The 17,733-nt window shown below is 67.0% G+C and carries 14 protein-coding genes and 1 tRNA gene; 7 read left to right on the forward strand and 8 right to left on the reverse strand.

Translation table 11 applies throughout. The features are described from left to right. Positions 1-921 carry a LysR substrate-binding domain-containing protein gene (locus BM070_RS00390; protein ID WP_092936498.1) on the reverse strand — a complete coding sequence of 307 codons (921 nt, stop codon included), beginning with the start codon at positions 919-921 and terminating at the stop codon, positions 1-3. 151 nt (positions 922-1,072) lie between these two features. Between BM070_RS00390 and BM070_RS00395 the strand changes: the two genes are divergently transcribed. Next, positions 1,073-1,705, forward strand: coding sequence for an FMN-dependent NADH-azoreductase (locus tag BM070_RS00395; RefSeq protein WP_092936500.1), 633 nt, complete (start codon positions 1,073-1,075; stop codon positions 1,703-1,705). 156 nt (positions 1,706-1,861) lie between these two features. On the opposite strand, the gene BM070_RS00400 is transcribed toward BM070_RS00395, so the two are convergent. Beyond that, on the reverse strand, positions 1,862-2,437 hold the full coding sequence (locus tag BM070_RS00400; protein ID WP_092936502.1) for an NADPH-dependent FMN reductase: 576 nt from the start codon (positions 2,435-2,437) through the stop codon (positions 1,862-1,864). Positions 2,438-2,816: 379 nt separating this feature from the next. After that, positions 2,817-5,198: an arginine/lysine/ornithine decarboxylase gene (locus BM070_RS00405; RefSeq protein ID WP_092936504.1), complete on the reverse strand. Its 2,382-nt coding sequence runs from the start codon at positions 5,196-5,198 to the stop codon at positions 2,817-2,819. Positions 5,199-5,342: 144 nt separating this feature from the next. Between BM070_RS00405 and BM070_RS00410 the strand changes: the two genes are divergently transcribed. From BM070_RS00410 to BM070_RS00420, 3 genes are all read left to right on the forward strand, one after another. Continuing rightward, complete coding sequence (locus BM070_RS00410; protein ID WP_092937267.1) at positions 5,343-5,768, forward strand: NfeD family protein; 426 nt, start codon at positions 5,343-5,345, stop codon at positions 5,766-5,768. Between the two features lie 134 nt (positions 5,769-5,902). After that, positions 5,903-6,823 (forward strand): SPFH domain-containing protein, encoded by a 921-nt coding sequence (locus BM070_RS00415; RefSeq protein WP_092936506.1) that lies wholly within the window; start codon positions 5,903-5,905, stop codon positions 6,821-6,823. A gap of 72 nt (positions 6,824-6,895) precedes the next feature. Then, a tRNA-Ser gene (locus tag BM070_RS00420) sits at positions 6,896-6,985 on the forward strand. A 413-nt stretch (positions 6,986-7,398) separates the two neighbouring features. Here the strand turns inward: BM070_RS00420 and BM070_RS00425 are convergent. The 4 genes from BM070_RS00425 to BM070_RS00440 form a co-directional block, all read right to left on the reverse strand. Beyond that, positions 7,399-8,307, reverse strand: a complete 909-nt coding sequence (locus tag BM070_RS00425) for a proline dehydrogenase family protein (RefSeq protein ID WP_092936508.1) — start codon at positions 8,305-8,307, stop codon at positions 7,399-7,401. Positions 8,308-8,782: 475 nt separating this feature from the next. Next, on the reverse strand, positions 8,783-9,850 hold the full coding sequence (locus BM070_RS00430; RefSeq protein WP_092936510.1) for a 2,3-butanediol dehydrogenase: 1,068 nt from the start codon (positions 9,848-9,850) through the stop codon (positions 8,783-8,785). A 17-nt stretch (positions 9,851-9,867) separates the two neighbouring features. After that, a complete protein-coding gene (locus BM070_RS00435; RefSeq protein WP_092936512.1) occupies positions 9,868-10,653 on the reverse strand; it encodes an SDR family NAD(P)-dependent oxidoreductase in 786 nt (261 codons plus the stop codon). A 43-nt stretch (positions 10,654-10,696) separates the two neighbouring features. Next, complete coding sequence (locus tag BM070_RS00440) at positions 10,697-12,499, reverse strand: NAD(P)/FAD-dependent oxidoreductase (protein WP_092937269.1); 1,803 nt, start codon at positions 12,497-12,499, stop codon at positions 10,697-10,699. A 320-nt stretch (positions 12,500-12,819) separates the two neighbouring features. Between BM070_RS00440 and BM070_RS00445 the strand changes: the two genes are divergently transcribed. Next, complete coding sequence (locus BM070_RS00445; RefSeq protein WP_092936514.1) at positions 12,820-14,775, forward strand: sigma-54-dependent Fis family transcriptional regulator; 1,956 nt, start codon at positions 12,820-12,822, stop codon at positions 14,773-14,775. 58 nt (positions 14,776-14,833) lie between these two features. Here the strand turns inward: BM070_RS00445 and BM070_RS00450 are convergent, their stop codons facing one another. After that, positions 14,834-15,733, reverse strand: coding sequence for a LysR family transcriptional regulator (locus BM070_RS00450; RefSeq protein ID WP_092936516.1), 900 nt, complete (start codon positions 15,731-15,733; stop codon positions 14,834-14,836). Positions 15,734-15,835: 102 nt separating this feature from the next. Between BM070_RS00450 and BM070_RS00455 the strand changes: the two genes are divergently transcribed. Beyond that, positions 15,836-16,810 carry a Bug family tripartite tricarboxylate transporter substrate binding protein gene (locus BM070_RS00455; RefSeq protein ID WP_092936518.1) on the forward strand — a complete coding sequence of 325 codons (975 nt, stop codon included), beginning with the start codon at positions 15,836-15,838 and terminating at the stop codon, positions 16,808-16,810. Between the two features lie 43 nt (positions 16,811-16,853). Beyond that, positions 16,854-17,690 (forward strand): substrate-binding domain-containing protein, encoded by an 837-nt coding sequence (locus BM070_RS00460; protein ID WP_092936520.1) that lies wholly within the window; start codon positions 16,854-16,856, stop codon positions 17,688-17,690. Positions 17,691-17,733: the final 43 nt, after the last annotated feature.

Genomic DNA, 17,733 nt, shown 5'->3' on the forward strand with positions numbered 1-17,733 from the left:
TCAGTGCGGCTCGTCCGGGCATGCCGTATGCCCCGGCACGGCCTCGCCCAGGAAATCCAGAAAGCGCCGCACGGCCGGCGACAGCCCCCGGCGCGAGGGAAACACCGCGTGCACCACGCTCGGGGGCGCGGACCAGTCGGGCAGCACCCGCACCAGCCTGCCATCGGCCAGCTCGGCATGGCACATGTAGTCGGGGAGCCAGCACATGCCCGTTCCGGCCAGCACGGCGAACTTGAGGGTCAGCAGATCGTCGGCCACATAGCGCGGGCTGAGCTGCACCGCATCCTCCCGCCCGTCGGGCCCGATCAGCCGCAGCGTGGTGCGGCCCTCGGCGGCGGACATCGCCAGGCTGTCGAGCACGGGCAGATCCGCCAGCGTGGCCGGCACGCCCTGCCGGGCCAGCAAGGCAGGGCTGGCGACCAGCACCTGGGCGCCCTCGTCCAGCCGCTTGACGATCATGCTGCCGCTGTCGTCCACCGTGGCACGCACGCGCAGCGCCACGTCCACGCCCTCCTCCACCAGATTGACGACGCGGTTGGTGACCTGCATCTCCACCCGCACCAGCGGATTGCGCTCCAGGAACCGGGGCATCAGCTCGCCCAGCACGCTTTGCGCGAGCGTCACCGGGCAGGTCACCCGCACGGTGCCGCGTGGTTCGGTCTGCACCTGGGCCACGGTATCGGCCGCTGCCTGGGCCGAGTCGCGCATGGCCTGGCAGTGCCGCAAGTAGGCCTCGCCCACGTCGGTGAGAGACAGCTTGCGGGTCGTGCGGTGCAGCAGCCGCACACCCAGATGCGCCTCCAGATCGGACACCCGCCGCGAGAGCCGGGACTTGGGGATGCCCAGCGCCCGCCCTGCCGCCGCGAAGCCGCCGCGCTCCACCACTTCGGCGAAGTACAGCATGTCATTGAGATCCTGCATGGTTCACTCCCCCGGGTTTTGGCAGCACAGGCCGCAGATTGTTCCAGCAACAGGACAATCTATCGCATGTGCCATGACTTATCAATGACTACATTCACCAGCACAATCTATCCAACGCCAAACGTATTGGCGAGGCTTTAAGGAGAAAACCATGCAACTGCTTCACATCGACTCCGCCATCACGGGCGGCGCCTCCGTTTCGCGCCAGCTCACCGCCAGCACCGTCGCCGCCTGGGTGGCCGCGCATCCCGGCACCCAAGTGCAGTATCTGGACCTGGTGGCCGACGCCCCCGGCCACTTCACGCTCGACGCCATGGCACCGCGCACCGGCCAGACCGAAGGCCTGACGGAAGCCCAGCAACGCGAAAACGCCGTCTCCGAACGCCTGGTGAGCCAGTTCCTGGCTGCCGACGTGATCGTGGTGGGCGCGCCCTTCTACAACTTCGGCATCCCCACGCAGCTCAAGGCCTGGATCGACCGCCTCGCCCAGCCGGGCCGCACCTTCCGCTACACCGCCAACGGCCCTGAAGGCCTGGCCAAGGGCAAGACCGTGATCGTCGCCTCCACCCGCGGCGGTGTCTATTCGACCAGCGAAGGCGGCCGCGCCCTGGAACACCAGGAAAGCTACCTGCAGACCATCTTCGGCTTCTTCGGCATCACCGACGTGCGCTTCGTGCGCGCCGAGGGCGTGGCCATGGGCCCGGATGCGAAGAGCGCCGCCCTGGCGAGCGCCGAGAGCGACATCAAGGCCCACGTGGCCCAGTCCGTCGCCAAGGCGGCCTGAGCCAGCGAAGAAGGCAGCGAAGGCAGCGCCAGGTACCTGCGCCTGCCTCCACCTTGCGGGCCCTTGCGGGCGAGATGCCCAACGACAAAGAGCCGGCAATGCCGGCTCTTTTTGCTTGGGGAGCCCTGCGCCTTCCCGGGCGCACGGGCTCCGCCCTCAGGCCGCAGGACGGTGGTCGCCCGCGTTGTTGTGCGTCTTGACCCAGGCCACGTACTTGTCCATCCAGGTCTGCAGGAACTTGCGGCTGCCCTCGCCCACGTTGCCTTCCTCGTCGATGAGGCCGTCCTTGTAGTGGATGAAGGCCTCCGGCTGGCCGAGCGTGGGAACGTCCAGGTACGCGAGCACGTTGCGCAGATGCTGCTGTGCCAGGGCCGTGCCGATCGCGCCCATCGAAGCGCCCAGCACCCCGGCAGGTTTGCCACCCCAGACGCTCTGCCCGTAAGGCCGCGAGCCATGGTCGATGGCGTTCTTGAGCACGCCGGGAATCGAGCGGTTGTATTCGGGCGAGACGAACAGCAGCCCTTGCGCTGCCGCCACCTCGGACTTGAGCCGCAGCACGGACGCGGCCTGGTGGCTGTCGTCGTCCTGGTTGTAGAGCGGCAGATCGTCGATGCGGATCTCGGTGAACGAGAAGTCGGCCGGCGCCAGGCGGGTGAGAGCGTGGGCCAGCTTGCGGTTGATGGAATCCTTGCGCAGGCTGCCGACGATGAGTGCGATCTGGTAGTGGTCCATGCCATTCCTTTCGGGGATGTGAAAGACAAGAGAGACGCGCCGCCCAGAGCGACGCCCAACGGCCATGATAAGGAAGGCTGGCGCACCCGGCCCGGCCTCGACGGCCGCCGGAAAACTACTCTTTTGATAGCACAAGGTGCAATCAAGACAAGGGCTGTAGCCTGTTTCGGCTTGCGTTCCCGGCGGGGTGCGGCGCCCCCGCAGACAGAAGGCGGCGCCGCCGTCCTACAGCGATTAGGCTCGCCGGCGAAGGCCCCGCGCCATGAAAAAAGCCCGGCTGCCAGCGCAGCCGGGCCCGATGCATTCGCCCGCCCCTTCCACCCGCCCGCCGGCGTCAGCCAGCCAGCCAGGGGAGAAAGAGCGCGCGATCAGCGGAGGATCAGACGTTGCGGCCGAAAGGCCCGTCGCTGCCCACCTGCACGATGCTCTCGGCGCTGGGCGCATCCTTCTTGGTGCCGCGGCGGCCCGGCTTGGGCTGCTCGGTCTGGGCCACGCAGTCCGCGTAGTAGCGCACCACGCCGCTCTCGTCCTCGATCTCCACCAGGCCGTGGATGTCGGTCTCGAAGCCCGGCGAGAGCTTGGAGAACTCGCGCGAGAACTTGAGGTAGTCCACGATCTTCTTGTTGAAGACTTCTCCCGGGATCAGCAGCGGGATGCCAGGCGGGTACGGCGTGATCAGGCTGGTGGTGATGCGGCCTTCGAGGTTGTCGATCTCCACGCGCTCGGTCTTGCGCTGGGCGATGTGGGCGTAGGCGTCGCTCGGCTTCATCGCGGGCGTCAGGTCCGACAGGTACATCTCCGTCGTCAGGCGGGCGATGTCGTACTTGGCGTAGAGCTCGTGCACGTGCTGGCACAGGTCCTTCAGGCCCATGCGCTCGTAGCGCTTGTGCTGCTGGCAGAACTCCGGAAGGATGCGCCACATGGGCTGGTTCTTCTCGTAGTCGTCCTTGAACTGCTGCAGCGCCGTCAGCAGCGTGTTCCAGCGGCCCTTGGTGATGCCGATGGTGAACATGATGAAGAAGCTGTAGAGGCCGGTCTTCTCGACCACCACGCCGTGCTCGGCCAGGTACTTGGTCACGATGGAGGCGGGAATGCCGGTGACATCGAACTTGCCGTCCAGGTTCAGGCCCGGCGTGACGATGGTGGACTTGATCGGGTCCAGCATGTTGAAGCCGTCGGCCATCTGGCCGAAGCCGTGCCACTTGCTGGCGCTCTTCTTGCCCTTGCCGTCGCTGCGGATGATCCAGTCTTCCGCACGGCCCACGCCTTCGTCGGCCAGCTTGTCCGGGCCCCAGACCTTGAACCACCAGTCGTCCTTGCCGAACTCTTCCTCCACCTTGCGCATGGCGCGGCGGAAGTCCAGCGCTTCCAGCAGGCTCTCTTCCACCAGCGCGGTGCCGCCGGGCGGCTCCATCATGGCAGCGGCCACGTCGCAGCTGGCGATGATGCTGTACTGCGGGCTGGTCGAGGTGTGCATCAGATACGCCTCGTTGAACAGCGGGCGGTCAAGCTTCACGGTCTGCGAATCCTGCACCAGCACGTGGCTGGCCTGGCTGATGCCGGCCAGCAGCTTGTGGATGGACTGCGTCGCATAGACCACCGAGTGCTTCGGGCGCGCGCGCTTCTTGCCCATGGCGTGATAGCTGCCGTAGAACGGATGGAAGGCCGCGTGCGGCAGCCAGGCCTCGTCGAAATGCAGGTTCTCGACGTAGCCGTCCATCATCGACTTGATGGTCTCGGTGTTGTAGAGCACGCCGTCGTAGGTCGATTGCGTGATGGTCAGCACGCGCGGCTTCACGGCGGCCGCATCCACGCCCTTGAGCAGCGGGTTGGCGCGGATCTTCGCCTCGATCGCGTCGCGCTCGAACTCGCTCTTGGGGATCGGGCCGATGATGCCGAAGTGGTTGCGCGTCGGCTTCAGGAACACGGGGATCGCCCCGGTCATGATGATCGAGTGCAGGATGGACTTGTGGCAGTTGCGGTCCACCACCACCACGTCACCCGGCGCCACCGTGTGGTGCCACACCATCTTGTTGGACGTGCTGGTGCCGTTGGTGACGAAGAAGCAGTGGTCGGCATTGAAGATGCGCGCCGCGTTGCGCTCGCTCTCGCCGATGGCGCCGTTGTGGTCCAGCAGCTGGCCCAGCTCTTCCACGGCGTTGCACACGTCGGCGCGCAGCATGTTCTCGCCGAAGAACTGGTGGAACATCTGGCCCACGGGGCTCTTGAGGAAGGCCACGCCGCCGGAGTGGCCCGGGCAGTGCCAGGAATAGGAACCGTCCTCGGCATAGTCCAGCAGCGCCTTGAAGAACGGCGGCTGCACGCTCTCCAGGTAGCTCTTGGCCTCGCGGATGATGTGCTTGGCCACGAACTCGGGCGTGTCCTCGAACATGTGGATGAAGCCGTGCAGCTCGCGCAGGATGTCGTTGGGCAAGTGGCGCGCCGTCTTGGTCTCGCCATGCACGTAGATCGGCACTTCGGTGTTCTTGCGGCGCACTTCGGCGATGAAGTTGCGCAGGCTGAGCACGATGGGGTCGAGCCCCGAGCCCAGCGTGAACTCCTCGTCGTCGATCGACAGGATGAATGCGCTGGCGCGGCTTTGCTGCTGCGCGAACTGGGTCAGATCACCGTAGCTGGTCACGCCCAGCACTTCGAAGCCCTCGGCCTCGATGGCGTGCGCCAGGGCGCGAATGCCCAATCCTGACGTGTTCTCAGAGCGGTAATCCTCGTCGATGATGACGATAGGAAAGCGAAACTTCATGCGCAGCCTCCGGGCAATCGGGCCAAAAAACGAAACAGCCGCGCAGTGTAAAGAATATCAATGTCAGCCTTTTGAAGCGCACAGGCTTTTGTCCCACAATTCGCCAGGCCCGTCCTCATGACGATGGCTCCAAGGAGGGACATGATGGAGGAATCGACACTCTGGTGGCTGGTAGCCGGAGGCGCCGTGATCGCCGAACTGCTCACAGGCACCTTCTATCTGCTGATGCTCGCCCTGGGCATGGTGGCGGGCGCTGCCGCGGCCCACGTGGGCGCATCCACCTCGGCGCAACTGCTCGCCGCGGCCCTGGTGGGCTCCGCTGCCATCGTGACCTGCCACCTGGTGCGCCGCCGCCATCCCGCCGGCCAGCCCGCGGCACGCAACAGCGACGTGAACCAGGACGTGGGCGCAACGGTGCAGGTCGATGCCTGGAACCCCGACGGCACCGCGCAGGTACGCTACCGCGGCGCGCAGTGGACCGTGGTGGCGGGCCCCGGCGCGGCGCCGGCCCCGGGCTTGCACCGGGTGGTCGAAGTCATCGGCAGCCGGCTGCTGGTGGACCCGGCCTAGCGGCAGCCTCTGCCCACCGCCCCGCGCGAAACGGCGCCCGGCTCTTTTTCGCTTTCTTTTCTTCTTTCTTTCTTGTTTGTTTGCCAGCCGCGCCCACGGGCTCTCCAGCCCGCCCGGGCCAACGAAAGGGTTCCATGGAAATCGCCATCGTCATCTTCGTGATCGCCGCCGTGTTCATCGCCCGGTCGGTGAAAGTCGTGCCCCAGCAGAACGCCTGGGTCAAGGAGCGGCTGGGCAAGTACGCCGGCACGCTCACGCCGGGGCTCAACTTCCTCGTGCCCTTCATCGACCGCGTCGCCTACAAGCACAGCCTGAAGGAAATCCCGCTGGACGTGCCCAGCCAGGTCTGCATCACGCGCGACAACACGCAGCTGCAGGTGGACGGCATCCTCTACTTCCAGGTGACCGACCCCATGCGCGCGAGCTACGGCTCCAGCAACTACATCATGGCCGTCACCCAGCTGGCGCAGACCTCTCTGCGCAGCGTGATCGGCAAGCTGGAGCTGGACAAGACCTTCGAAGAACGCGACATGATCAACGCCCAGATCGTCTCGGCCATCGACGAAGCGGCCCTCAACTGGGGCGTGAAGGTGCTGCGCTACGAGATCAAAGATCTCACTCCGCCCGCCGAGATCCTGCGCTCCATGCAGGCGCAGATCACCGCGGAGCGTGAAAAGCGCGCCCTCATCGCGGCCTCCGAAGGCCGCCGCCAGGAGCAGATCAACATCGCCACCGGCGAACGCGAAGCCTTCATCGCCCGCTCCGAAGGCGAAAAGCAGGCCCAGATCAACAACGCCCAGGGCGAAGCCGCCTCCATCACCGCCGTGGCCGAAGCCACCGCCCAGGCCATCGAACGCGTGGCCGCCGCCATCCGCCAGCCCGGTGGCGAACAGGCCGTGCAGCTCAAGGTCGCCGAACGCGCCGTGGACGCCTACAGCCGCGTCGCAGCGGACGCCACCACTACCCTCATCGTGCCCAGCAACATGACCGAGGTCTCCGCCCTCATCGGCTCGGCCATGAAGATGGTGCAAGCCAGCAGCCAGCGCACCCCCTGAACCCACGAATTCGCGGATCGCAGGCCACTTTTTCCGAAACCGCGGTAAAGCACTGCTATACTTGAGGGCTTAGGAGAGGTGGATGAGCGGTTTAAGTCGCACGCCTGGAAAGCGTGTGTGGGCTAATCCCCACCGCGGGTTCGAATCCCGCCCTCTCCGCCAAAAAATAAAACCCAAGTGATTCAGTTCACTTGGGTTTTTTCTTTGGTGGCTAGCCGCTTTACCGTCTAGGAAATGGCGCAGGCCAGAGCCCTCGCCATGCTCCCACCGCACCACAGGAAACACGGCCCAACGCGGACAGATAAGGTGGCCGCTGATCAGCGGCCTCTTGAAGCGGCAAGTCACAGCGCTTGTATGTTCGGCCGCCACAGCGCCGCCTTTTCATACAGCCGAGCAGTTCGACACAGCATCGCAAGCGGTGACCCCCGACGGCGGACATCGGCGCCTCGCTGGGCAAAGCGTCGCCGCCACGCGCCCCCGTTGTTGGCCGCAGGCTTGAACTGTTCAGCGCCATGCACTCTGCGCAGCCGCCGTGGGGGGCGACTGCGCAGCACTCCACTCGTATGCGCGTGCGATCAAAAGTCCAGCAGGGCTCTGGCGACATGCCCTGCGATGCGTGGGTTCTCCCTCAAGCGCCGCACGCTGTAGCCATACCAGTCTGCGCCGAAGGGCACGTAGATGCGCACCGCGAACCCCTGCTGGCGCAGCGAGTCACGCAGCGGCTCGCACACACCCAGCAGCATCTGGAATTCGAATGCCGCCGGGTTGGTATCGGTCTTGCGTGCCAGCGCAATCACTTGAGCGATCAGCGCGGCATCATGCGTCGCGACGGCCACGAAGACGCCAGCCGTGAAGCAGCGAGCGATGTGGGCGAGGAAATGCGTATTGATCGCCACGCGATCACGATCCGCTCCCTCGACGAGATGCTCTGGCGCCTCCCGGTAGATGCCCTTGCAGATCCGCACACGGCTGCAAAAAGGCAACACACGACCGAGATCGCCAGGGGTGCGGAGCAGGTACGCCTGAAGCGCGAGCTCAACGTTCGGGTGGTGGGCCTTTAGAGCCAAGAACAGGTCGATCTCGCGCTGCGTGCAGGTCACATCCTCCATGTCAAAGCAGACAGCAATGCCGAGCCGGCCAGCCGTTGACAGCATCTCTTCCAGCAGCGCTTGGCAGCGCTCCACATCGAGCAAGAGGCCAAAGGCGCTCGGTTTGATCGACAGCGTCGATCGCAACGCACCGGCATGCACGGCATCAAGCACGCGCAGGGTGTCGTCAGTGGCGCGCCGGGCCTGTGCAAACGACGAGGCAGCCTCGCCGAGCACGTCGAGCGTCGCAGAAAAGCCGTTGGCGTTCAGAAATCGAACACGCTCAAGAGCTTCATCCAACGTGGCGCCAGCGATGTAGCGGCGCGAGATCTTGCGCACCAGGGTGCGGGGAATCCAGGGGATGGCGCGGGCGGCCATCGCATTGAAAACGGACATGAGAACTCCGAGAACAAACCATGAGGCACGGCTTGCCGGGCGCGAGAAGGTTGCACCTTCGGCAGCCGAGACCGATCTGCCTACACCACAGGGAAATGGGTAGGCGCTATGCAGCGAGCAGCCGCGCAAGCGGCGGCATCTCTGCAAATGATCAATGGTTGGCCAGAGGAGGCCAGGCAGCGGCGTACATGGTGTTCGTGGAGTTGTCGGCACACGCAAACGCGCGGTTGCCGGAATTCATTCTATTGGTGTATCGGCTACACAGTGTCGAGCGACGAGCTCCACCGCTCATCTGTGCACGGCTTGCTCCGCAGCGCCATGCTCCATGTACAGAGCGCGGGGCTCAAGGTGAGACTTCCAGTGACCTTGCGGCTTGTGGAGCAGCGATGCATCCCAGTTCGCACCCGACAAGCGATGTCCGAACGCAACACGACGCCCCTGCTGCAGCCCCTGCAGCAGAGACATCTGCCCGCGCCTACTTCAGCCGCGGCTGCACGATGATCTTCACCGCCGACTCGTTGTTGTGGATCAGCGTGTCGAAGCCCTGCGCCACCAGGTCATCCAGCTGGATGCGCTGGGTGATGAAGGGCTCCAGGTTGATCTTGCCCTCCTCGACCAGCTTGATGGTTTCCTGGTGGTCGTTGCAGTAGGCAATGGTGCCGCGCACGTCCAGCTCCTTCATGACCACGCTGTGCACGTTGACGGTGGCCGGGTGGCTCCAGATGGACACGATCACCACCACGCCGGTGGACTTCGTCGCGGCCACCAGCGTGTCGAGCACCTTGTTGACGCTGGAGCATTCGAAGGCCACGTCCACGCCCTTGTCGCCGGTGAGCTTCATCACCTCGGCCGTCACGTCCACTTCGGACGGGTCGAGGATGTGGTCGGCCACGCCGGATTCGCGGGCCTTCTGCTTGCGCTTGGCGCTCAGCTCGGTGACGATGACCTTGAGGCCTTTGGCCTTCAGGATGGCTGACAGCAGCAGGCCGATGGGGCCCGCGCCGCCGACCAGCGCCACATCGCCCGCCTTGGCGCCGCTGCGGGTGTAGGCGTGGTGGCCCACGGACAGCGGCTCGATCAATGCGGCCTGGTCCAGCGGAATGGCGTCGGAGATCGGGTGCACCCAGCGGCGCTTGACGGCGATCCGCTCGGAGAGCCCGCCCCCACGGCCGCCCAGGCCGATGAAGTTCATGTTCTTGGACAGGTGGTAGTTGTCGCCCGGGCCCGTGGGCACGTCGTCGGCCACGATGTAGGGCTCCACCACGACGTGCTGGCCGACTTCGATGTCATCGACGCCCTCGCCCACGGCATAGACCACGCCCGAGAACTCGTGCCCCATGGTGATGGGTGCGGATTCGCCCGAGATGGGATGCGGGTGGCCGCAGGGCGGGATGAAGATCGGCCCCTCCATGAACTCGTGCAGATCGGTGCCGCAGATGCCGCACCAGGCCACTTCGATGCCCACCGTGCCGGGCTCCACCACGGGTTCGGGGATGTCCTCGATACGGATATCGCCACGGTTGTGGAAACGTGCTGCTTTCATGATTCGATCTCTCCAGGTCAGTGAAAGGTGAAGCCGCCATCGACATTCACCGACTGCCCGGTGACGTTGTCCATGGTGGCGAAGAACAGCGCCAGCCGGCCCATGTCCTGGGGCGTCTGCGCGCGGCCTTGCGGGATGAGCGTCAGCTGGTGGCGGGCCCAGGAGTCCTCCACGGATTCGCCCTCGTTCTTCCACTCGTCCGACAGGCGGTCCCACATGTAGGTGCGCACGATGCCGGGGCAGATGGCGTTGACCGTGATGCCCTCCTGCGCCACTTCCTTGGCCAGGGCATTGGTAAATCCCACCACGGCGAACTTGGACGCGCTGTAGTGCGCGAGGTTGGGAAACCCTTCCTTGCCGGCGATCGACGCCACATTGATGATGCGCCCCGAGCGCCTGGCCCGCATCGGCCCCAGCGCAGCGCGGCAGCCGAGGAAGGTGCCCTTGGCGTTGACGTCCATGACGAAGTCCCAGTCCCGCTCCGACAGCTCCGCCACCGGATGGATGCTGATGACGCCCGCGCAGTTGACCAGGATGTCCAGGCCCCCCAGCTCGGACACCGCCTGGTCCACCATCGCCTGAACCTGCGCAGCGTCGGTCACATCGACGCGGCGGGTCAGGGCGCGGCGGCCCAGTGCCCGCACTTCGGCGGCGGTGGACTGCATGGCGTCCTCCAGCAGGTCAGCGATGAGCACGTCGGCACCGGCCCGGGCCAGTTCCAGCACGATGCCTTTGCCGATGCCGCGCGCGCCGCCCGTCACGACGGCCGTTTTTCCGGCCAGGGAGAGAGAGGTTGGTTGCATGAATGATGTCTCCTTGCGTTGGATGGACAAAGGGGGAGGCGCTTCAGCGCAGGTGGTGGACCTGCTGCAGGCCATAGACCTGCACGGGCAGGCCTTCCTGCCGGGCCTTGAGCTGCAGCGCCAGGTAGAGCGAGTAATGGCGCGACTGGTGCAGGTTGCCGCCGTGGAACCACAGGGCCTCCTGCTGCGTGGGCTTCCACATGTTGCGCTGCTCGCCCTCCCAGGGACCAGGGTCCTTGGTCGTGTCCGAGCCCAGCCCCCAAACCTTGCCCACCTTGTCCGCCACCTCCTGGCTGATCAGGTCGGCCACCCAGCCGTTCATGGAGCCGTAGCCGGTCGCATAGACCACCAGATCGGCCGGCAGCTCGGTGCCGTCCTCGAGCACCACGGCGTTTTCCGACAGATGGCTGATCTCCTTGCCCGCCTGCAGCTTGATGCTGCCGTCGATCACCAGATCGCAGGCCCCCACGTCGATGTAGTAGCCCGATGCGCGGCGCAGGTACTTCATGAAGAGGCCCGAGCCGTCGTCGCCGAAGTCCAGCATGAAGCCCGTCGCCTCCAGCTGGCGGTAGAAATCCGCATCGCGCTCGCGGATGCGGTCGTACACCGGCACCTGGAAGTCGGCCATGATGCGGTAGGGCAGCGAGGCGAAGATCAGGTCGGCCTTCTTGGTCGTCACGCCGCTGGCCACGGCGCGCTCCGAATACAGATCGCCCAGGCCGATCTCCATCAGCGAATTGGAGCGCACGATGTGCGTGGACGAACGCTGCACCATGGTCACATCCGCGCCGTGCTCCCAGAGAGCCGCGCAGATGTCGTGCGCGGAGTTGTTGGCGCCGATCACCACCACCTTCTTGCCGGCATAGCTGTCCGGGCCGTGGTGCTGGGACGAGTGCTGCTGCTCGCCCTGGAAGACGTCCTGGCCCTTGATCTTGGGCACGTTGGCCTTGCCCGACATGCCCGTGGCGAACACCACGTGCTTGGGGCGCAGCACCAGCGTCTCGCCATCGCGCTCCACGGTGACTTCCCACTCCTGCTTGTCTTCGTCGAAGCGGGCGTTCAGGCAGTTGGTGGAAGGCCAGTAGTTCACCTCCATCACCTTGGTGTACATCTCCAGCCAGTCGCCGATCTTGTCCTTGGGCGCGAACACGGGCCAGTTGTCCGGGAACGGCATGTACGGCAGATGGTCGTACCAGACCGGGTCGTGCAGGCACAGCGACTTGTAGCGGTTGCGCCATTGGTCGCCAGGGCGCGCCTGGCGGTCGATGACGATGTGCGATACGCCCAGCTGGCGCAGCCGCGCGCCCAGCGCGATGCCGCCCTGCCCTCCGCCGATGACCAGCACGAACGGCTGCTTCTCGCGGCCCAGTTCCTCGGCCTCCTGCTGGCGGCGCTCCAGCCAGGTCTGGCGGCCGCGCCGGATGCCATGTTCGGCCCCCATCGGGCGGCGCGTGCCCATGGGTTCCTCGTGCCCCTTCAGTTCCTGGGCGGCCGTGAGCAGGGTCCAGATGCGGCCATCCTTGATGCGGATATGGCCGCCGCCGCGCGCATGCCGCGTGTCGATCACAATCCAGGCGGACAGCACGCCATCGGCATCCTCCACGGCCTCGCGCTCGTCCAACGAGAAGTGCACGGGCGCCGCTGCGTCCAGCTGCGCGGCCAGCATGTCGGCGATCTGCGCCTGCCCTTCCATGGTCTTGATGTTCCAGGTCAGCAGCACCAGGTCGCGCCAATAGCATTCGTCTGCGAACAGGCCGCTGGCGGCCGCGAAATCGCGGTCGGCCAAGGCACGGTTGAGTGAGTCGAGCAGCGCCTGTACACGGGCGGCAGCCGTCGTATCGGTCATTTTTGTCTCCTTGATGGTGGTCATGCCCGCTGGTTTTTCTTCCGGGCAATGGCTCTGAGGCAATCGCTATGCCATGCCCGCCCGGCGGCAAGCCGTGCCATGCAAATCAAGGGCTTGCGTGCGAGGCCTGCGTACAAACCCTCTGCCCCGCGCCCCGCTGCTCACGGCACCTGTACGCGACAGGCGATGCACCGTGCGACACCTGTCGCGCGACACTTGCTGCAGCGCAGCAGAGGCAGTGGGTAAACCTCGATGGGCGCTGCGTGGCACGGGGCACACAATGCCTGGCGGCACGTTCAAAGCCGCATCGGTTCCAGACCATGACCCTGCAGTCCTACGCCTCCCACATCCAGGAAATCGAAGCCTTCGGCCAGGGCTATCCGATCAACGGGCAAGAGCGCGACCGCGCCGTGCTGCGCAGCTGGCGCCGCTGCATCGACCATCACCGGCTCGACCCCGCACGGACCAGCGAAGCGCACATCGTTCCCGATGGCGAATTGCGCGCGCACCGCGAAGAGTCCGAGCCGCTGATCCACATCGCCCGCCATGCGCTGGAGCGGCTCTACCAGCAACTCAAGGGCCTGGACTACGTGCTGCTGCTGGCCGACCCGCACGGCGTGGCTGTGGACTTCCTGGGTCACGAGGCCGACGCTGGCGACCTGCGCCGCGCAGGCCTGTATCTGGGCGCGCAGTGGCGCGAAGAGCACTCCGGCACCTCGGCCGTGGGGGCCTGCCTTGAAACCGGCGAAGCGCTGACCGTGCACCAGAGCGACCATTTCGACTTCACGCACACCGGCCTGTCCTGCACCGCGGCCCCCATCTACGACATGCGCGGCGAACTCGCTGCGGTGCTGGACCTGTCGCTGCTGCGCGCTCCCGCCGCGCGGGCCAGCCAGAACCTGGCGCTCAACCTCGTCATGGCCGCGGCGCGGCGCGTGGAGCACGCCAATCTGATGGCGCAGTCGGGCCAGGACTGGGTGGTGCGCCTGGCGCAGTCGCCCGATTTCCTCGATGTCGATCCCGACGCCTCCATCAGCGTCGATGCCCGGGGCCGCATCCGCGGCATGACCCACGCTGGCGCGCGCCTGCTGGCCGCCGCCGCGCAGCTGGACTGGCGCCAGCGCCAGAAGCTCATCGGCCAGCCGCTGCAGCGCTTCTTCGACGTGGACCTGCGCCACCTGCCCGAGCTGCGCCGCAACCGCCCGGCGCAGGAGCGCATCATCCGCGCCCGCGACGGCAGCATCCTTTTTGCCCACGCCATGGAACCGCAGCGCGTGACGCGCGGCCTGCGCACGCAGGCCGCACAGACACCACCGCAGCAGCCCCCGCTGCCGGCCGCGCTGCAGGCGCTGGACACGGGCGATGCCACGCTGCACAAGCTGCTGCACAAGGCAGCGCGGCTCGCGCCGCAGGATTTGCCCATCCTGGTGCAAGGCGAAACCGGCGCAGGCAAGGAATACCTGGCCCGCGCACTCCATGCCGCCAGCGGCCGCAGCGGCGCCTTCATCGCCATCAACTGCGCCGCCATTCCCGAGGCCCTGCTGGAAAGCGAGCTGTTCGGCTACCTGCCCGGCACCTGGACCGGCGGAACCGCCAAAGGCCGCGAAGGCCTGATCGCCGCGGCCCATGAAGGCACGCTGTTTCTCGACGAGATCGGCGACATGCCGCTGGCCCTGCAGGCCAAGCTGCTGCGGGTGCTGTCCGAATCCGAAATCACCCCGCTGGGCGCCCGCGCGCCACGGGCCGTGGACGTGCGCTTCATCTCAGCCTCGCACCGGCCGCTGGCCGAGCTGGTGCGGCGCGGCAGCTTCCGCGAAGACCTGCTCTACCGCCTCAACGCCGCCGAACTGCACCTGCCCGCGCTGCGCCAGCGCAGCGACCTGCAGACCATTGCCGACCAGATGCTGGCCACCCTGGGCAGCCATCTGCACCTGGGCGACGCCGCCCGCGCCGCGCTGGCCGCGCACGCCTGGCCCGGCAACCTGCGCGAGCTGCACAACGCGCTGCGCTACGCCGCCGCCCTGTGCGGGCAGGATGGCGACGGCAGCATCGAGCCCGATCATTTGCCCGATGCGCTGCACCGCGCCCCACCCTGCACCGCCCCGGCCGACGACACCGGCGAGCCCGCCGCGCAGGCGCTGGAGCAGTTGCTGGCGCAGTGCCAGGGCAATGTCTCCGAGGCGGCGCGCCAGCTCGGCGTGAGCCGCTCCACCATCCACCGCCGCATCCAGCAGCTGCAGCTCGGCGTGCGGCATGCCCAATGGCGCGGGCCGTAGAACGCGCTCCATCACCAAAACCAAGCCCAGGCGGCCTGATGGCTGGGGAGCCCTTGCGTCAGGCCAGCCCGTGCCCCTGCAGCAGCCGCTGCCGCAAAGCCTCTGCCATGGGCCCCAGCACGCGGTCGCGGCGCTGCAGCAGGCCCAGGGTGCGCCACACGGCGGGGTCGATGAGCGGCACGCTGCAGATCTCAGGATGGGTGGGCCGCAGCGCCAGTTGGGGAATGGCCGCGAGCCCCAGCCCGGCCTCCACCAGCGACAGCGCGCCGGCCAGGTGGTTGCATTCGTGCCAGGCCAGGGGCTTCTCGGGGAGTTCCGCCACGGCCTGGTCCAGCAGCAGGCGGTTGCCGCTCTGGTGGGAGACCGACACCAGCCGCTGCCCGGCAAGCTCCGGCCAGCCGACGGCCTCGCGCGCCGCCCACGGATGGCTTCTCGGCATGGCCAGCACATAGCGCTCGCGCATCAGGGCCTCGAACCGCAGCGCGGGCTCCTGGCTGCCCGTGAAGCCCAGGCCGAAGTCCACATCGCCCCGTAGCACGGCGTCCAGCACCTGCTGGGCGCTGTCTTCCATCAGATGCACCTGCACCTCGGGCTCGCCGGCGGCGAAGTCACGCAGCACCGGGGGCAGAAGATTCGCAGCCACCGACGGGATGCACGCGATGGCGATCCGCCCCCGGCGGCGCTGGAGCTGGTCGCCCACGCGCTGCACCGCATCGTCCAGGCCCGCCAGCGCGGCCTGCGCCTCCCGCAGGAAGTCGTGCCCCACGGAGGTCAGCTCGACGTGGCGTGTGGTGCGCGCCAGCAGCGGGGCGCCCACGGCGGCTTCCAGCCGCTCGACCCGCCGGCTGAGCGCGGAGGGCGACACGAACAACGCATCAGCAGCCAGCCGGAAGCTCTGCTTCTCGGCCGTGACCACGAATGCCATCAGCTCTCCCATGTCGAATTTGATGCGCCGCATGCAACAGTGCCTCTTTAAATTGCAATTCACAGAATATTACGGACTGCCTAGGATGGCCACCTTTCGCTGAGCCAGCCGGCTGCAACCACACAAGGAGACAACATGCAAAGACGCACACTGACCCTGGCCGCCGCACTCGCGGCCGGCCTGTCCCTCATCTCTACAGCCGCGAGCGCCCAGGACTTTCCCCCCAAGAAGCCGGTGACCCTGGTGGTGGGCTTCGCGGCGGGCGGCTCCGCCGACATCGCCGCGCGGGTGATCGCCAAGAAGCTCGGAGAGAACATCGGCCAGACCGTGGTGGTGGACAACAAGCCCGGCGCCGGTGGCAACCTGGCCCATGCCCAGGTCGCCAAGGGCCCCACCGACGGCTCCATGCTGCTCTTCGGCTCCATCGGGCCGCTCAGCATCTCGCCCCACTTCATGAAGGTCGGCTACGACCCGCTCAAGGACCTGGCTCCCATCACCATGGGCGTGACCTTCCCCAACGTGCTGGTGGTGCCGGCCGGCACCGGCATCAAGACGCTGGGCGAATACGTGGCCCGCGCCAAGCGCGAGCCGGGCAAGCTGGACTTCGCCTCCACCGGCCCGGGCTCGGCCGCCCACCTGGCCGGCGAGCTACTCAACGACATCGCCAAGATCAACACCGTCCATGTGCCCTACAAGGGCGGCGCGCCGGCCCTGCAGGACGTGCTGGGAGAGCGCGTCACCTCGTTCTACGCCGCGCCGCCCACCGCGCTGCCGCACCTGCAATCGGGCAAGCTGGTGGCCTTGGCCACGACCGGACTGACCCGCCCGGCCTACCTGCCCAACGTGCCGACCGTCGCCGAGACCTACCCCGGCTTCAACGCCACCAACTGGTACGCCTTCATGGCACCCGGCAAGACGCCCAAGGCGCTGCTGGACCGCTGGAATACCGAGCTCGTGAAGGTGCTGAATTCGCCCGACGTGCGCGAGAACCTGCTCAAGCACGGCCAGACGGCCGCGCCCGGAAGCCGCGAAGAGCTGGGCAAGTTCATCGCGGCGGAGAACGAGAAGTGGGCCCGAATCATCCGCGAGCGCCACATCACCGCGGACTGACGCGCAGGCAACGGATCACAAACAACCATAACGGAGACAAACCATGCCCGACACCCTTTCGCCCTCCCTGCCCGCCACCGGCCTGCGCCGCCGCACCCTGGGCGCGCTGCTGGGCGCGGCCCTCACGCTCGGCCTGGCCTTGGGCGCGGTGGCGCCCGCAGCCGTGCAGGCCGCGGAAATCCGCGTCGTGACCTCCGGCGGCTTCTCGGCCGCCTACGACCAGCTCGTGCCGATCTACGAGCAGGCCACGGGCAACAAGGTCACCACGGCGCGCGGCGCCTCCATCGGCAATGCGCCGGACTCGATCCCCAGCCGCATGGCGCGCGGCGAGCAGTTCGACGTGGTGATCCTGGCCGATTCGGCGCTGGACCAGCTGATCGAGCAGGGCAAGGTGCAGGCGGGCAGCCGCGTGGACCTCGCGCGCTCGATGATCGGCATGAGCGTGCGCAAGGGCACGCCGCGGCCGGACATCAGCACCGTGGACGCCCTCCGGCAGACCCTGCTGAACGCCAGGTCGATCGCCTATTCGGCCAGCGCCAGCGGCACCTACCTCTCCACCGAACTGTTCCAGCGCCTGGGCGTGGCCGAGCAGATCAAGGACAAGGCGAAGAAGATCTACAGCGAACGGGTCGGCGCCGTCGTGCTGCGCGGCGATGCGGAGATCGGCTTCCAGCAGGTGAGCGAACTGCTGCCCTTCAAGGAACTGGACTTCGTGGGCCCGCTGCCGGACGAAGTGCAGCAGCGCGTGTTCTTCTCGGCCGGCGTTGCGACCGGCGCACCGGAGCCGGAGGCCGCACGCCAGCTGATCCGCTTCCTGGCCGCGCCGGCTGCCGCCTCCATCGTGCGCAGCACCGGCATGGAGCCCGCCGCGGCCCGTTGATTCCGCGCGCATCGTCCGCCGATCGCCCTGGGCCGTCTGGCGG

The sequence above is a fragment of the Paracidovorax wautersii genome, from assembly GCF_900113035.1.
Taxonomy (GTDB): Bacteria; Pseudomonadota; Gammaproteobacteria; order Burkholderiales; family Burkholderiaceae_C; genus Paracidovorax; species Paracidovorax wautersii.

Coding starts and splice junctions, on each gene's coding strand:
- BM070_RS00430 (WP_092936510.1), bottom strand. CDS start 9,850: ATGAAAGCAGCACGTTTCCACAACCGTGGCGATATCCGTATCGAGGAC.
- BM070_RS00440 (WP_092937269.1), bottom strand. CDS start 12,499: ATGACCGATACGACGGCTGCCGCCCGTGTACAGGCGCTGCTCGACTCA.
- BM070_RS00455 (WP_092936518.1), top strand. CDS start 15,836: ATGCAAAGACGCACACTGACCCTGGCCGCCGCACTCGCGGCCGGCCTG.
- BM070_RS00400 (WP_092936502.1), bottom strand. CDS start 2,437: ATGGACCACTACCAGATCGCACTCATCGTCGGCAGCCTGCGCAAGGAT.
- BM070_RS00410 (WP_092937267.1), top strand. CDS start 5,343: ATGGAGGAATCGACACTCTGGTGGCTGGTAGCCGGAGGCGCCGTGATC.
- BM070_RS00405 (WP_092936504.1), bottom strand. CDS start 5,198: ATGAAGTTTCGCTTTCCTATCGTCATCATCGACGAGGATTACCGCTCT.
- BM070_RS00445 (WP_092936514.1), top strand. CDS start 12,820: ATGACCCTGCAGTCCTACGCCTCCCACATCCAGGAAATCGAAGCCTTC.
- BM070_RS00390 (WP_092936498.1), bottom strand. CDS start 921: ATGCAGGATCTCAATGACATGCTGTACTTCGCCGAAGTGGTGGAGCGC.
- BM070_RS00425 (WP_092936508.1), bottom strand. CDS start 8,307: ATGTCCGTTTTCAATGCGATGGCCGCCCGCGCCATCCCCTGGATTCCC.
- BM070_RS00395 (WP_092936500.1), top strand. CDS start 1,073: ATGCAACTGCTTCACATCGACTCCGCCATCACGGGCGGCGCCTCCGTT.
- BM070_RS00435 (WP_092936512.1), bottom strand. CDS start 10,653: ATGCAACCAACCTCTCTCTCCCTGGCCGGAAAAACGGCCGTCGTGACG.
- BM070_RS00415 (WP_092936506.1), top strand. CDS start 5,903: ATGGAAATCGCCATCGTCATCTTCGTGATCGCCGCCGTGTTCATCGCC.
- BM070_RS00460 (WP_092936520.1), top strand. CDS start 16,854: ATGCCCGACACCCTTTCGCCCTCCCTGCCCGCCACCGGCCTGCGCCGC.
- BM070_RS00450 (WP_092936516.1), bottom strand. CDS start 15,733: ATGCGGCGCATCAAATTCGACATGGGAGAGCTGATGGCATTCGTGGTC.